Source organism: Corynebacterium canis, from assembly GCF_030408595.1.
In the GTDB taxonomy this organism is placed as follows: domain Bacteria; phylum Actinomycetota; class Actinomycetes; order Mycobacteriales; family Mycobacteriaceae; genus Corynebacterium; species Corynebacterium canis.
Genome location: NZ_CP047080.1, coordinates 1,638,278 through 1,653,762 on the forward strand (window position 1 = coordinate 1,638,278; position 15,485 = coordinate 1,653,762).

At 60.2% G+C, this 15,485-nt stretch carries 16 protein-coding genes; 11 read left to right on the forward strand and 5 right to left on the reverse strand.

The annotated features are described in order from the left end of the window. Positions 1-19: 19 nt before the first annotated feature. The 9 genes from CCANI_RS07200 (at position 20) to CCANI_RS07240 (ending at position 8,813) form a co-directional block, all read left to right on the forward strand. Positions 20-586, forward strand: coding sequence for a TetR/AcrR family transcriptional regulator (locus tag CCANI_RS07200; protein WP_146323195.1), 567 nt, complete (start codon positions 20-22; stop codon positions 584-586). A 47-nt stretch (positions 587-633) separates the two neighbouring features. After that, positions 634-1,404: a glutamine amidotransferase gene (locus tag CCANI_RS07205; RefSeq protein WP_146323196.1), complete on the forward strand. Its 771-nt coding sequence runs from the start codon at positions 634-636 to the stop codon at positions 1,402-1,404. After that, positions 1,379-2,128 carry a glutamine amidotransferase gene (locus CCANI_RS07210; RefSeq protein ID WP_146323197.1) on the forward strand — a complete coding sequence of 250 codons (750 nt, stop codon included), beginning with the start codon at positions 1,379-1,381 and terminating at the stop codon, positions 2,126-2,128. Before CCANI_RS07205 ends, CCANI_RS07210 begins: the two co-directional genes overlap by 26 nt. Positions 2,129-2,381: 253 nt before the next feature. Beyond that, entirely contained in the window at positions 2,382-2,648 is a 267-nt protein-coding gene (locus CCANI_RS07215) for an ACT domain-containing protein (RefSeq protein ID WP_146323198.1), read from the forward strand. 15 nt (positions 2,649-2,663) lie between these two features. Next, a complete protein-coding gene (locus CCANI_RS07220) occupies positions 2,664-4,004 on the forward strand; it encodes a PFL family protein (protein ID WP_146323199.1) in 1,341 nt (446 codons plus the stop codon). A 7-nt stretch (positions 4,005-4,011) separates the two neighbouring features. Further along, complete coding sequence (locus CCANI_RS07225) at positions 4,012-6,255, forward strand: DUF8320 family protein (RefSeq protein ID WP_146323200.1); 2,244 nt, start codon at positions 4,012-4,014, stop codon at positions 6,253-6,255. 22 nt (positions 6,256-6,277) lie between these two features. Continuing rightward, complete coding sequence (locus tag CCANI_RS07230; RefSeq protein ID WP_246118133.1) at positions 6,278-6,934, forward strand: LuxR C-terminal-related transcriptional regulator; 657 nt, start codon at positions 6,278-6,280, stop codon at positions 6,932-6,934. 1,067 nt (positions 6,935-8,001) lie between these two features. Then, entirely contained in the window at positions 8,002-8,277 is a 276-nt protein-coding gene (locus CCANI_RS07235; protein ID WP_425457300.1) for a hypothetical protein, read from the forward strand. A gap of 83 nt (positions 8,278-8,360) precedes the next feature. After that, positions 8,361-8,813, forward strand: coding sequence for a DUF1707 SHOCT-like domain-containing protein (locus tag CCANI_RS07240; RefSeq protein WP_146323202.1), 453 nt, complete (start codon positions 8,361-8,363; stop codon positions 8,811-8,813). On the opposite strand, the gene CCANI_RS07245 is transcribed toward CCANI_RS07240, so the two are convergent. After that, on the reverse strand, positions 8,810-10,441 hold the full coding sequence (locus tag CCANI_RS07245) for an ABC-F family ATP-binding cassette domain-containing protein (RefSeq protein WP_146323203.1): 1,632 nt from the start codon (positions 10,439-10,441) through the stop codon (positions 8,810-8,812). The genes CCANI_RS07240 and CCANI_RS07245 overlap by 4 nt on opposite strands. 143 nt (positions 10,442-10,584) lie before the next feature. On the opposite strand from CCANI_RS07245, the gene ald reads away from it, so the two are divergent. Together ald and CCANI_RS07255 are read left to right on the forward strand one after the other, a co-directional pair. Further along, positions 10,585-11,661, forward strand: coding sequence for an alanine dehydrogenase (gene ald, locus CCANI_RS07250; protein WP_146323204.1), 1,077 nt, complete (start codon positions 10,585-10,587; stop codon positions 11,659-11,661). Next, positions 11,655-12,608, forward strand: coding sequence for a lycopene cyclase family protein (locus CCANI_RS07255; RefSeq protein WP_146323205.1), 954 nt, complete (start codon positions 11,655-11,657; stop codon positions 12,606-12,608). The genes ald and CCANI_RS07255 overlap by 7 nt, the downstream gene beginning before the upstream one ends. A gap of 14 nt (positions 12,609-12,622) precedes the next feature. Here CCANI_RS07255 and CCANI_RS07260 read toward each other — a convergent pair whose 3' ends face one another. Genes CCANI_RS07260 through sufC form a run of 4 tightly spaced genes read right to left on the reverse strand, consistent with a single transcriptional unit; the run spans position 12,623 to position 15,470 of the window. Further along, the gene (locus CCANI_RS07260; protein ID WP_146323206.1) at positions 12,623-13,015 is read right to left on the reverse strand and encodes a metal-sulfur cluster assembly factor; all 393 of its coding nucleotides are present in this window, start codon (positions 13,013-13,015) and stop codon (positions 12,623-12,625) included. Beyond that, positions 13,012-13,458, reverse strand: a complete 447-nt coding sequence (gene sufU, locus CCANI_RS07265; RefSeq protein WP_146323207.1) for a Fe-S cluster assembly sulfur transfer protein SufU — start codon at positions 13,456-13,458, stop codon at positions 13,012-13,014. Before sufU ends, CCANI_RS07260 begins: the two co-directional genes overlap by 4 nt. Beyond that, positions 13,459-14,715 (reverse strand): cysteine desulfurase, encoded by a 1,257-nt coding sequence (locus tag CCANI_RS07270; protein WP_146323239.1) that lies wholly within the window; start codon positions 14,713-14,715, stop codon positions 13,459-13,461. It abuts the gene before it with no gap. Further along, positions 14,715-15,470, reverse strand: a complete 756-nt coding sequence (gene sufC / locus CCANI_RS07275; RefSeq protein ID WP_146323208.1) for a Fe-S cluster assembly ATPase SufC — start codon at positions 15,468-15,470, stop codon at positions 14,715-14,717. Before sufC ends, CCANI_RS07270 begins: the two co-directional genes overlap by 1 nt. Positions 15,471-15,485: the final 15 nt, after the last annotated feature.

Consider the following 15,485-nt stretch of genomic DNA (forward strand, 5'->3'; position numbering starts at 1 on the left):
GCCTCGAAGGAGCTAGACTGTGCCAAGAGTCAGCAACGCTGACCTGTCTCAGCGCAGACGGGACATCCTGGAAGGGGCACGGAGGTGCTTTGCGGAGTACGGCTACGAAGGCGCCACTGTGCGCCGGTTGGAGGAGGCGACCCAGAAGTCCCGGGGCGCCATCTTCCACCATTTCGGCGATAAGGAAAGCCTCTTCTTGGCGTTGGCGCGGGAGGACGCTGGTCGCATGGCTGACGTGGTTGCAGAAGAAGGTTTGGTTGAGGTGATGCGCGATATGTTGGCGCATCCCGACCGCTATGAATGGCTATCCACGCGCCTGGAGATCGCGCGCCTGCTGCGTACCGACGCCGCGTTCAAGGCCCGGTGGCAGGAGCACCAAGCCGTCCTCGATGAGGCCGTCCAACAGCGATTGCAAGCAAATTCGGACGCTGGTCGCATGCGAACAGATGTCCCCGTGGAGGTGCTGCATTTGTATTTGGAAACGATTTTGGATGGCTTTATTTCGAGGCTGGCCTCCGGTGCCCCTACCCGGGGCTTGGACGAGGTCCTGGACATGGTGGAGGATTCCATCCGCGCCCCGCATTAGCACCCCCTGTGCGAACTAAGTAGACCATACCGACTAGACTGCTCGGTATGGTCTCTTTTCTTCTGGTATCCCCACGCCACGGCGCCGACATAGCCGCCGCAGAATACCAAGATTTCCTCGCCGCCACCGGCCTGCGACCAGAAGAACTGACCCAACGAATGCTCGATTCGGAGCACGCCACCATCGGCTCGCTAGCCGGTTTCGACGGCGTCTTTGTGGGCGGCAGCCCCTTCAATGTGAGCACGCCGCACTATAGCGCGGAACAGCGCCACGTCCACGCCCAATTAGCAACGCTTTTCGACGCCCCGACCCCCACCTTTTTCGTCTGCTTCGGCGCCGCATTCCTCGCTGACCTACGGGGTGGGCGCGTGGGACACAGCTACGCCGAGGAGTCCGGGGCGTCGATAGTCACGGTTACGGACGCCGGGCGCCTGGATCCGGTGACGCGCAATTTGCCGGCGGAATTCACAGTGCTTACTGGGCATACGGAAAACGTCGAAGAGTTGGGCGCTGGGGCGACACTGCTGGCGAGCGGCCCGAGCTGCCCAATTCAGCTATTCCGTGCGAATGAAACCACCTGGGCCAGCCAGTTCCACGCCGACATGGATGCCGCCGCCATGGAGACGAGAATGCGATTTTATTTCGATTATGGTTATTTCGAGCCGGCACAATTTGATAAAATCGTCGCCAGTTTACAAAATGTAAACACTCAGTATGCCGCGCAAATTCTGCGAAACTTCGTCGAATACTGCGCACCGACGATCAGCATGGATCAGCAGAGGAGCGCCATTCATGCCTGCCCCATTCCTGCTTCTTAGCACCCGGCCAGAACTCGAAGCAACCCAAGCAGAGTACGACTCCTTCCTATCCATGATGGAGCTCGAACCCGAACAATTGCACCATATCCGCGTGGACCAAGCGCCCATGCCGCCCATCAACCTGGACGATTACTCCGGGGTGATCCTCGGCGGCGGGCCGTTTAACTCCACATCCAAAAACAAAAGCGAATTGCAGCTGCGGGTGGAAGGCGAGCTATCCGAACTCATCCGCGAAATCGCCGCGCGGGACTTTCCGCTGTTTGCCGCCTGCTACGGCATCGGACTGATCGGGCTGGCGCTCGGCGGATTGGTGGATCAAACCTATGGCGAAATGCCCGGTTGCATCACCATCGAAATCACCGCCGACGGCGCCCAGGACCCCATTCTGGAAGGCATGCCCAGCTCGTTTACCTCCATCGTCGGGCACACCGAGGCCTGCACCGTGCTGCCGGATAACGCCACGGTGCTGCTGCGCGGCGCCGCCTGCCCGGTGCAAATGTACCGCGTTGGGCAGAACCTCTACGTGACGCAATTCCACCCCGAACTGGAGGCCGAAACCTTTGCGCAACGGCTGCGCATCTACCGCGAAAACGGGTACTATCCGCCGGAGGAATACCAGCGGATCGTCGACGAAGCAATCGCGGCGGACCTCACCGTGGACAACCGCCTGTTGTTGAACTTCCGCAAGCGGTACGAGCGGTCGCTGGCCGCAGTGACGTCGTAACGCGGCGTCCGTAGCACAGGAAGGCGAACGGCCCCACGGCCGGAAGCAGCGTCGCCGCAAACCACGCCCACTTCGGGCCGCGAATCACGCTGGCCGGACGATGGTACAACAGATGCCACGCGGCGAGTTTGCCCACAATATCCACCGCAGCGCCCGCCGCGATCACGGCACGCTCGGGGTTGACGCGGCAGCGGGTTGTCGAACAAGGGTAACTCATAAGGCACAGTCTAGTCCCCCAGGTAGCATCGAAGTTATGTTTGCGATTATGACTGTGACAGGCCTTGATCACACGGGGATCATCGCCGCAGTAGCCACCGAGCTGGCGGATATGAACGTAAATATCCACAACGTTTCCCAAACGATCATGGATGATTTTTTCACCATGATCCTGCACGTTTCCTTCGGCGATGACGTGACCATCGGCATGATCCAGGACCGCATGAAGCGCGTGGAAGAGCAACAACGGCTGGTGATTCGGATCCAGTCCGAAGCCATTTTCCGCGCCGTGAACGATATTTAGAGGACGTGTCTGACCGTGACCCTGCATCATGCTAGCGCCAGCTCCATTCTGGACACCATCGCCATGGTGGAAAAGTATCGCCTGGATATTCGGACCGTCACCATGGGGATCAATCTGCTCGGCTGCCGCACGCCGGAGGAAGTATACGCGCGCTGCGTATCCCGCGCCGCCCGGTTAGTGGAAGTGTGCGAAGGGATCGAGCAGGAGCTGGGAATCCCGATTGTAAATAAACGCATCTCCGTCACGCCGGTGGCCTTGGTGGACGCGCCGGACCCCGTAGCGGTGGCAAAGGCGCTGGACCGGGCGGCGAAAAACGTTGGCGTGAACTTTATCGGCGGCTACTCCGCGCTGGTGGAAAAAGGCGCCACGGCGGCGGATTTGCGGCTGATCGAATCCATCCCGGAGGCGCTCGCGATCACGGATATCGTGTGCGCTTCCGTCAATGTCGCGTCTTCCCGGGCGGGGATCAATATGGACGCCGTGGCGTTGCTGGGCCGGGTGATCCGCCAATGCGCGGAGCACACAAAGGAGCGAAACGCGATCGGGTGCGCAAAGTTGGTGGTATTCGCAAACTCCGTCGACGATAACCCCTTTATGGCGGGCGCGTACCACGGCGTGACGGAACCGGATTGCGTGGTCAGCGTCGGCGTCTCCGGGCCGGGGGTGGTGGACCGCGCGCTGGGCAATCTGGAGGGCGCAAGCCTGTCCGATGTGGCGGAGGAGATCAAAAAGGCGGCCTTTAAAATCACCCGCACCGGGCAATTGGTGGGCACGCTGGCAAGCGAACGTTTGGGCGTACCTTTTGGCATCGTGGATTTGTCCCTGGCGCCGACCGCGGAGGTGGGTGATTCCGTGGCGGCGATCCTGGAGCACATGGGCTTGGCGCAGGTCGGCACGCACGGCACCACCGCCGCCTTGGCGTTGCTGAACGACGCCGTGAAAAAGGGCGGCATGATGGCGTGTTCGCGGGTGGGCGGGCTGTCCGGCTCCTTTATTCCCGTTTCGGAGGACCAGCGCATGATCGAGGCGGTGCGCGCCGGGGCGATCACGATTGATAAGTTGGAGGCGATGACGGCGATCTGTTCGGTGGGCTTGGACATGATTGCGGTTCCGGGGGATACGGATGAACATTTGATCGCGGGGATGATCGCTGACGAGGCCGCAATCGGTGTAATGAATCACAAAACCACGGCGGTACGTGTCATTCCGGTGCCCGGCGCCAATGTAGGAGATGAAGTAGATTTCGGTGGGTTGCTCGGGCATGCGCCTGTGATTTCGGTACATCGGGCCGATAACTCCGCGTTTATCGGCCGTGGCGGCAGCATCCCGGCACCTATCCACGGCTTCCGAAACTAGGAGGAGCATGCTGTTTAAGCGGAATTGGCGCCTCCCTGCGTTTATGCAGGGGGATTCGAGTTCCACGGAGGCGCTGGCGCAGCGTTTGGGGGTCGCCGCCGCCGCCATTATGTGGCCGTATTGGCTGTGGCAAATGCTTATCGACGACCGCCCAAACCTGGTGGACACGAAAGCCCACTTCGTCGCGTTTGGCCTGTACTGTGTGGCGGAACTCGCGCTGATCTTCGCGGCCGTGACGGGCAAGCGCAACTATGTGGTGAAATGCCTGCGCGGGGTGTATGTCACGGTGGTCGCCGGCGTGCTGCTCAGCGTGCTTTTTCAATCCGACCAGGTGGGCAATCCGGCGGCGGTGATGTCGGTGACCGCGTTTTCCGGGGTCGGGGCGACGGCGCTGGCATTGACGGTGCCGCTGCGCATCAGCATCCAATTGTTTGTCGTCTTGGTGGGGGGCGCGGCGCTTTCCAGCGCGGTCCTGGCGGGCCGGCACGCGGGATTCGAATTGATCGCCGAGGTCGGTTTCGCCCTGGCCAATTCCTTCCCTTTTGTGCTGTTGGCGGGCGGTTCGGTGGCGGCCTCGCAGATCATTGATACCACCGAGGCCAAGGCGGCGCGGGAGGAGGCGCGCGCGGCGGAGATTAACGCGCGCTCCAAAACGCTCTTGGCGTTTTCCGGGCTGGTGCACGACCGCGTGCTGTCCACCCTCAATGGCATCGCCCAGGGTATCGTGCCGCGCAAGCTGTCCACGGAGGCGCTGCTTACGCTCACGGATTCCGCGAACTACACCAAGATAGGCACCTTGATCGAGGAGCTGCAGCGGCAGGTTGCCACCAATCCCAATTGCGATTTTTCGGTGGATAGCGATGTGGATCTGAACCTGGTGACCGTCCCCGGCGAGGTGGTCACGGCGATGGCGATGGCGGTCGCCGAGGCCGCGCTCAATACCCAGCAGCACGCGGGCGCTGGGGCGCGTTCCTGGTGCCACGTCAAGGTTTCGGAACACAGCGTGACGGTGGAGTACGGCGATAATGGCGTCGGTATGGATAAGCGCACCTTGGATCCGCGGCGGGCGGGCATCGAGGTGTCGGTTTTGGGCCGGATCCGCAGCCTCGATGGCGGCGAAGCCGACCTTGAAACCGAGCCGAACAAAGGTTTGAAGTACGTGCTGAGCTGGAAGGACGATGCCTCCCCCAGCGGCAATGGCTACGAGGAAGACGATAGCCCCATCGCCCATATCTTGGGCATTAATATCTTATTTTCCCTACCTATTTTTGTGGTACTAGTCATAGTCATTGAATTCGTTGTGTTGTCGGTGAACACCAATAACCACATCGTGGTGTTTAGCGCGGCAATCGTCGCCTGTATCGCACTTGCTATTCTATTTATCCCAGGTGACCCAACTATTTCCGTTCCGCGGGCGCTAGTGGTTTCTGCCGGAATAATCATCCTTGTCGCCTTTGAGCGACATCAAGGGATTGAATACACCGGGATGTGGCAAGATTTTTGGATCTTGAACTTCACCGCATTTATGGTGAGTTTGCTTATTCTACGCGGCCGCATCACAATTGCGCTGTGCACATTATTGCTGTGCGCTGGCATTTTGCAATTTGAACATATGTTGCAACTCCCGGGCGCTCTAGAGATTTCCGGTTGGATGCTATTACAACGTTCCTTGCTTGTAGTGGTGGCGCTTCTTGTTCGCTTTTGCATTCATTTCTTTGTGCAGCGTCTCCCCCGCGCCCGCGAGCATCGTCGCCTGGCCGCCGCCCGCGCCGCCGAGGCCGTGGCGTCCGAGGCGTTGCGCAAGGGCCGTTACCGCTGGGTGGAGGATCAGGTCCGCCCCATTTTTGAATCCGTACAGGTATTGCAAAAGGTGACGCCGGCGTTGCAGCAGCGTGCGATGCTTACCGAGGCCCGGATCCGCGACACCATCCGCGCCCCGCTTCTCGACGACGCGACCCTCCACGCCAACGTTTGGGATGCGCGTCAGCGCGGGGTTGAGGTGCGCCTTTTGGATGATCGCTCCACCCGCGAAAACCCGGTATATACGAGTGGGCACAAGTTAGCGATCGCGCGGGTGATTCGCGCGGCGTTGGAATCCATTGCATATGCCGAGGCAGGAACTATCACGATCCGAATCGGGCCGCCGGGAAGAAATTGGTTTGCCACTATTAGCGACGAAAAAGGAATTCGTCGATTCGATCATTATGGCAATGAGCTGCACAGCACCACCTCTGCAGCGGACACAAGGTAGCGTTAATATTATGAGCTTCTCAATGATCAGACGTATTGCCGCTATTGACGACCACTCGCTATCACTCCGCGGCCTTGCCAGCCTCACCTCAGGAGTCGAAGATATTCAATTAGTCGCAATGGCCGCCACGGTAGACGAACTCAAAGCGAAGCTTCCGGCGGGCGAAATGCTTGACTTAGTGCTGCTTGACCTTCGCCTTTCTGATGGCTCCAAACCCGCGGCCAATGTCGAGGCCCTCAAAGAAATCACCCGCCACGTCCTCGTATTCTCATCATTGGAAAGCCCCTATCTTGTGCGCGATGCCAGCCACGCGCAGGTACTCGGAATGATTCCAAAGACCACGGACCCGGAAAAAATTGTGGAGGCGATCCGCCTCGCCGCGGATGGGCACGATGTGCACACCGCGGAATGGGCCTCCGCCATCGATTCGGATCCCCTGCTCGATGCGGTGCAATTGTCCGATCGCCAGCGCGAGGTTTTGGAATTGTACGGCTCCGGTGAACCCGCGAAACGCGTGGCCACACTTACCGGGCTTTCGCAGGAAACCGTCAATGACTATCTGACGCGCATTCGCCTGAAATATGCGCTTGCCAACCGTGCTGCATCGACCAAAATCGAGCTTTATCAACGCGCGCTTGAAGACGGTTGGTTACCTGGCCCGACCGACCCGCATTCTTAATGCTTTGTACGCTGCTCACGGTTAGCAAGACATTTGGATGTTGTTGCTGCCGTGCGGCCGCATTGGGTCGTTGACGTATCAAACATCATTGCGGTTATTGGCACAATATTTCATTTCCCAGCAATAGCAAAAGGCGCTACGTTTCCCCGCGGATTCTTCAATACAACACAAAATGGGCAAGCCAATATGCCCCCAGAATTCCCACCCTGGGAACCTTACATACTTGCGAACACATTTACATTTGCATTGATGGTGATTCGCCATCCATTTTCACTAATTGCGCCCGCATTGCCTCGCGAAGCCTTGGCATGCGCCTAAAGAGCGCGCAACACACGACGCTTACTGCATGAATCCGGCTTGTTGCGGCACGATCGGGGAGGCCACCGCTCCCCCATGCCCACACCCCCGTGCGCCAATTTCTCCGGATTCTCTGGAGGAAATGTACTGCGAGACTAGCGATTCTTGAGTACATTAGAATTTCAATAAGTCAAAATGATTGAAACGGAATTATCGCTATCCATGCAATGTAGTTTTAAGCCAGCAACCGGAAATTCACTATTGTGCCCGCTTGCTCCATACACAGCTTTCCGGAGTAACCACTTGGAGGTAGTTGAGATTCAATAGTCTAGAATCAAATTCTGTACAACTTAATAGTGTTGCCGACGTAGCATTCGCTGAATACTTCAGCATTAGATACCCCCGAATTTAGGGGTCTGCCAACTTGGTGGTGCTTCAATTACGCTATTAGGGTGAGCAGCAATTTCGCGAGGCTGGACTTGTTGCATTGTTTTCTGATTCTTCAGATGAACCGACACCGAAGGTAGCGGCTTCCGTAATCTCGCTCGTTATTGTTTCCGCTTGCTTGGTTTTGGGTGGTGTTTCCTATCGCAGCGATTGTGCCGACGGCAACACGAACAGTGTTAGGACCAAGTGATATTTAGGAGCATGAGCTGCATGAGCATTTTACGAACTATCATCCCGAGAATCGTCTCTCCCCACAGAAAGGATCGTAAATCCGATACCTTACGACTCACCTACTTGAATCGCGCCGTTCTCACTGTTTGAGCATGCCGCGCGATGATCCCACGTCCATCATCGAGGAGATGAGCAGACTCATGAAACTCGCCATTATTGATAAAACGACGGGGCGCGAATACTGGACGGCCCATCAGTGCGCAAAGTTCCTTGGTATAGCCCGCGACACGTTCACGTCGTACGTTTCCCGGGGCCAGGCCCCCGCTGCAGCCGCACGGTTTGAGAACCTTCGCGTGTGGGATGCCGAGGGGTTAAAGGAATGGAACGAACACAGACCAGGATCCCCCGTCCCTGGCGCTGGTAAATAATTGGAGGTTTGCGAGCCATACCGCTCTGGTCTGCGCTTAGCTCACATCGACACTGAGTTTTTGCTGGTATTACAGTAGAAGCCATGGACGATTCAAAGTTAAGGTTGAGCACTCGCGAGCGGGAAGCTGCACTCGAATCGTTGAGCGCTCACTTTGCTGATGGCAGGTTGACCGTCGAAGAATTCGACGAACGCGCGGCCGAGGTCGCGAAGGCAACCACCCGAGGTGAACTTGCACCGCTCTTCGCTGATCTTCCGGAATCACGTACGGCAAGCTTGGTAAACGTCACTGATCAGCGGGAAGTAGAGAAATTACTGCAGCGCAAGAAGCGGGTAGAACTCATCCACACTGGCGTGTGGGCCGTTACCTTTATCCTGTTTTTTGTCGCAATGGCGGTCCTCAACCTGCCCTATTTCTGGATCGTTTTCCCCATCGCCGGCGTGATCTCGGTGACGCTAGACGAAACAATGGGGCTGACAAAGGAACAAAAGCGGCTGCTGCGCGATAGCCCCGACCGCAAAGAGTTGGAGCCCTAGGCGAGTTCCACCAATTCCATGTAGTCATCACTCCATAGATCCTCAACCCCATCGGGCAGCACGATCACTCGTTCGGGGTTGAGTGCGGTCACGGCGCCGGGATCGTGCGTGACCAATACGACCGCCCCCTTGTAGGTACGCAGGGCGTCGAGCACCTGTTCGCGGGAGATTGGGTCCAGGTTGTTCGTCGGTTCGTCTAATAGCAAGACATTCGCCCGCGAAGACACCAATGCCGCCAGCGCCAACCGGGTTTTCTCGCCGCCGGATAGCGTGCCCGCGGGCTGCTGCAGCTGATCACCGGAAAACATAAACGCGCCCAGCAGGGAACGTAAGTCCTGATCGCCGGCGTCGGGGCATGCCTCGATGGTGTTTTGCCACACGGTTTTCTCGGGGTGGATCGTATCGTGCTCCTGTGCGAAATAGCCGATCTTCAGGCCGTGCCCATTGACAATGCCGCCCTCACCATCGGTGCGCTCCACACCCGCCAAGAGTTTCAACAAGGTGGTTTTACCTGCACCGTTAAAGCCCAACACCACCACGCGCGAACCCTTATCGATCGCCAGGTCGACCCCCGCAAACACCTCCAGCGAGCCGTACATCTTGGTCAGGCCCGTGGCGTTCAGCGGGGTTTTGCCGCACGGGGCCGGCTCGGGGAAGGAAATATGGGCGACCTTATCCGCCACGCGCACCTCATCCAACGCGCCCATCATGCGCTCGGCGCGGGCGATCATCTGTTTGGCCGCGGCGGCCTTCGTGGCCTTGGCACCCAAACGCGCGGCCTGTTGCTGCAATGCGGCCGCCTTCTTTTCCGCATTCGCCCGTTCTCGACGCCGCCGTGCCTCATCCGTGGCCCGCGCGTGCAGGTACTTCTTCCAACCCATGTTGTATACGTCGGCTTCGCTGCGGACGGCGTCGAGGAACCAAACCTTGTTACACACGGCGTCGAGAAGCTCAACGTCGTGGGAAATCATCACAAGGCCGCCCTCGTGCTTGGCCAGGAACGTGCGCAGCCAGGCGATGGAATCGGAATCGAGGTGGTTGGTGGGCTCGTCGAGAAGCAGGGTGACATCGGACTTGCCGGAAACATTGGAGGCAACGAACAGGATCTGCGCGAGCTCCACACGGCGACGTTGCCCGCCGGAAAGGGTATGCAAAGGCTGGTCGAGGACGCGGGCGGGCAGCCCCAGGGCGTCGCAAATACGTGCGGCCTCGGACGCCGCCTCGTAGCCGCCGAGCTGATGGTACTGCTCCTCCAAACGGGAGTACTTGCGGATGGCGGCGTCCCGCTTGGAAGCATCAAGCGTGGTTTCCATGATCTCCTGCTGGCGCTCCATGGAAGACAAAATGCGGTCCAAACCGCGGGCCGAAAGCACCCTATCCCTGGCCGTTTGTTCGATATTGCCCTCGCGGGAATCCTGCGGCAGATACCCCACCGTGCCGGAACGGAAAACCTTGCCGCCGTACGGCTCGCTCTCCCCCGCCAAAATCCGCATCGTAGTGGTTTTACCGGCGCCGTTGCGGCCCACCAACCCAATGCGATCCCCCGGCTGCACGCGCAACTGCTGGCCGGGCGCGTTCAATAACGTGCGGGCGCCGACACGAACCTCGAAGTCTTCCGTCACAATCACGAACATTCATCCTAGTGGTTAGTGGCGAAAATACAGCAACGAGCGCGCACACCCCGGCGGGGCAGTCCGGTCAAAGCGCTGACAGCACACGAACGCAGCGTTTATGCTTTAAAAACATAGAAAACACTGCAAGGAGATGCACAATGCGCGTAGGCGTGCCAACAGAAACCAAAGACCACGAACAGCGAGTGGCAATGACACCGGAAGGGGTACGCACGCTCACGGCGGCGGGCCACACCGTGATCGTGGAACGCGGCGCAGGAGTCGGCGCGGGTTTCCCAGACGCCGAATACGAAACCGCCGGCGCTGAACTGGGCACCAGCGACGCCGCTTGGGGGTGCGAACTGGTGGTCAAGGTAAAAGAACCCACGCCGGCCGAATACCAGTACTTACGCGCGGATCAAACCTTGTTCTGTTACCTCCACCTCGCCGCCGAACCCAAGCTCGCCCGGGCGCTGCAGGACGCCGGAACAACCGCAATCGGGTTCGAGACCGTGACGGACGCCAATGGCGGGTTGCCGCTGCTCACCCCAATGAGCGAAATCGCCGGTCGATTGAGTGTGCAAATCGGCGCCCAACTCTTGACCAATCCGGAAGGCGGGCCGGGCGTGCTGCTCGGCGGCATCAGCGGCGTGGCACCCATCAATGTCACCGTGATCGGCGGCGGCACCTCCGGCGCGCAGGCCGTGGACGTGGCGGTCGGTTTGGGGGCCCAAGTGACGGTCCTAGATATCAATACCGCGACGCTGCGGCGCTTTATGGAGCGCTACCAAGGCCGCGTGCACTGCGTAAGCTCCTCGCCCAACGCCATCGCCGAGGCGCTGTCCCGCTCGCACCTGGTTATCGGCGCGGTATTGGTGCCCGGAGCGCGGGCACCGCAGGTGGTAACCACGGAGGATTTGGCCGGGATGCCGGCCGGGTCGGTGTTCGTGGATATCGCCATTGACCAGGGCGGCTGCACCGCCGAATCGCGGCCGACCAGCCACAGCGAACCGACGTTTCGCTGCGGCAATGTGACCATGTATTGCGTGACCAATATGCCCGGCTCCGCCCAAATCACGGCGACAAAGGCACTGGCCGCGGAGACGCTGCCGTTCGTGCAGCAGCTCGCCGCGCTGGGAACCGAGGACGCATTGGCCGCCAATCCGCACCTAGCCGCCGGATTGAATATCGCGGGCGGCGAGATCGTGCATGAGGGGGTGCGGCAAGCGTTGTGCTAGACCTTATCGTGGTGGGGCTGGGGCCAGCAGGTTTGGCGTTGGCCCACCGCGCCCAAGCGCGGGGATTCCGGGTGCTCGGCATCGATCCGAACCCAGAATGGGAACACACTATCGGGGTTTGGGAGGATGAGATTCCGGCGTGGCTGCAGGTGCCGGAACTGGGCCGCTGCCGGCCAAAGGTACGCTCGAACGGATTTTCACGCACCATCGAACGGGACTATGTGGTGGTGGATCCGCAGACACTCCGCGCGCGGCTGACAAACTTCCCGCTCCTGCGCGCGACCGCCACCATTATCGACGCCCATACCGTGTTTACCGATGCTGGCCACCACCACGAAGCCAAACGTGTGGTCGACGCTCGGGGTTGGCCGTTTATCACCGGGCCGGTCCAACAAGCCGCGGGCCACCTCGCCGACGATGCCGAACCCTGGTGGATGGACGTCCGCGGAGAGCACTTCATATATAGCGTGCCGGTGCGCGGCCGCTGGCTGGTGGAAACCACCCTGCTGATCACCGAGCAAGCGCGGCCCTGGGAAGAGCTGGAATCCACGGAACCCAGCCACGAGCGGGTGCTCTTCCCCATGCAGATACCCCCGTATGGCGGCCCCGCGCTGCCGTTTGGGGTGCGCGCCGGGATGCTGAATCCGCTCACCGGATATTCCGTGGCCACGGCCTGGCGCTATGTGGACGAGGTGCTTGCCGGGAATTATCCGTGGCGGCGGCCCAGCTGGAAGATCGAACAGCTACTGGTGCGGCGCAGCCAGCGGTTATTACTGAACGTAGACCACGAACGCTTTTTCGAAGAGGTGTTTCGGCTCGAGGACAACACCCTGCGGCGCTTCCTGCAGCTCGGCGACCTGCGCGGCACCGTGGTGGGCATGTGGACCATCTTCCGCCGCGCCCCCTGGCTGCGCAGGTCATGCATCCGCGCATTGCTCGGCAGATAAACGCCGAGCTGCTGCTACACGGAGAAGCCGAGCGCGCGCAATTGATCGCGGCCGTCTTCGGTGATCATGTGCGGGCCCCACGGCGGAAGCCACACCCAATTCAAGGTGAGCTTGCTGGCGATGCCGTTGCCCACCACGGCGGTCTCCGCCTGGTCTTCCAACACATCGGTGAGCGGGCAGGCCGGGGAGGTCAGGGTCATATCCACGACGGCCTCGGTGCCGTTTTCAATCCACACATCGTAGACCAACCCGAGGTCCACGACATTGATACCGAGTTCGGGGTCGATCACATCGCGCAGGTATTCCTCGACGTCTGAGGCGAGCGCGATATCGGCTTCGGATTGCTCCGGCTTGACCCGCATATCGGGTTCTTCGTTTTCGGAAACGTGTTCTGGCTGGTCGGTCATGAGTTCTCCATTGCTTCGGCGGTGGCGGCTTGAAAGGCTTTCCAACCAAGGAGGGCGCATTTCACCCGGGCGGGGTATTTGGCCACCCCGGAAAAGGCGATGCCATCCCCAATAAGGTCCTCGTCGCCCTCGTCCTGCCCACGGCTGGTAATCATGGCTTCAAAGGCGGCGAGCTTTTCCAACGCTTTTTCGACGGTGCAGCCGACGATCTCCTCCGCCATCACGGAGGTAGACGCCTGGCTGATGGAACACCCTTCCGCCTCGTAGGATACATCGGCGACGGTGCTGCCGTCTTCGGACAATCGGACGCGGAGCGTGAGCTCGTCCCCGCAGGAGGTGTTCACGTGGTGCACTTCGGCGTCGAAGGGCTCGCGAAGTCCACTGTGCTGCGGGTGGCGGTAGTGGTCCAGGATCACTTCCTGGTACATCTGCTCGAGTCTCAATTACACTCCAAAAAATTCCTTGGCCGCACGAATCGCGGACACCAGCCGATCCACTTCCGCCGTGGTGTTGTACAGGTAAAACGATGCCCGCGCCGTCGCACGTACGCCCAAACTGCGGTGGATCGGCCACGCGCAATGGTGGCCCACGCGGATGGACACGCCGTGCTCGTCCAGGACCTGCCCGAGGTCGTGCGGATGAATGCCCTCGACGGTAAAGCTGATCACGCCGCCCCGCTGGCTGGCATCGGTGGGGCCGACGATACGCAGCCCCGGGATGCTTTGCAATTGCGCCATCGCATAGTCAATCAAGGCATGCTCGTGATCGCGCACGTGTTCCATTCCGATTTCGGTGAGGAAATCCACGGCCGCGCCCAGCCCCACCACCTGGCTGGTCATTTGCGTGCCGGCCTCGAAGCGGTGCGGCGGCGGCGCGTAGGTGGAGCCTTCCATGGTCACCACCTCGATCATGGAACCTCCGGTTAAGAACGGCGGCAGATCCCGCAGGATTTCCGAACGTGCATACAGCACGCCGACGCCCGAAGGCCCCAGCATTTTATGCCCAGAAAACGCGGCGAAATCGACACCCAGTTCGTGGAAATTCACCGGCATGTGCGGGACGGATTGGCAGGCGTCAAGCACCGTCAAGGCACCGACCTTGCGGGCGCGGCGCACCACTTCCGGCACGTCTGAAATGGCACCCGTGACATTGGACTGGTGTGTGAAGGCAACAACCTTGACCGTGTCATCCAATTCCAGGGAATCCAGATCGATGCGGCCGTCCTTGGTGACGGAATACCAGCGCAGCTGCGCCCCCGTGCGGCGGCAAAGCTCCTGCCAGGGCACCAGATTCGCGTGATGTTCCAGCTCGGTGACTACCACGGTATCGCCGGCGGAGACGATCTGCGCGCGATCGTCGCCAAGCGTATAGGCGACCAGGTTCAGCGCCTCGGTGGCGTTCTTAGTGAACACCAGTTCGTCCGTTTCCGCGCCCACGAATGCGGCGATGCGGCGGCGGGCATCCTCGTACGCATCGGTGGCTTCCTCCGCCAGCGAATACGCACCGCGGTGCACCGGCGCAAAGGTGTTCAGCACGAACTGCTCTTCGGCACGCCACACCCGTTCAGGGCGTTGCGACGTCGCGCCCGAATCCAAGTACGTCAGTTCGACGTCGCCGCGAACCCGGCGGGCCAGGATCGGGAATTCCGCGCGGATCGCGTCGGTGTTTAGCGTGCCATCGTCATACACAAAGGAGGTCATCACAGGAAGCGATCGTAGCCGTATTCTTCGAGCTCATCGGCGAGTTCGGGGCCGCCGGAGGTAACGATCTTGCCGTCGGCGAACACGTGAACGAAATCGGGCTTGACGTATTCTAGGATTCGCTTGTAGTGGGTGATCATCAGCACGCCACCGTTATCGCGCTCCTTGTAGTTATTGATGCCGCGGGACACCACGCGCAACGCGTCCACGTCGAGGCCGGAGTCGGTCTCATCGAGCACGGCGAACTTGGGGTGCAGCAGGCCGAGCTGCAACACCTCGTGGCGCTTCTTTTCACCACCGGAGAACCCCTCGTTGACGCTGCGTTCTGCGAACGCCTTATCGATGGCGAGTTCTTCCTGGGCGGCGCGCACCTCCTTGACCCAATCGCGCAGCTTCGGGGCCTCGCCCCGCACGGCGGTGGCGGCGGTGCGCAGGAAATTGGACATGGATACGCCGGGGACCTCCACCGGGTATTGCATGGCCAGGAACAGGCCGGCGCGGGCCCGCTCGTCCACCTCCATATCGAGGAGGTTTTCGCCATCGAGCAGCACCTCGCCGCCGGTGACCTCGTACTTGGGGTGCCCCGCCAGGGTATAGGACAGGGTAGATTTGCCGGAGCCGTTCGGGCCCATAATGGCGTGCGTCTCGCCGGAGTTAATGGTCAAGTTTACGCCCTTGAGAATCTGCTTCGGCTCGGCGGATTCATCGGTGGGGCGCACCTGTGCGGTGAGATTGCGGATTTCCAGAGTGCTCATGAAGTTGTTTCCTTG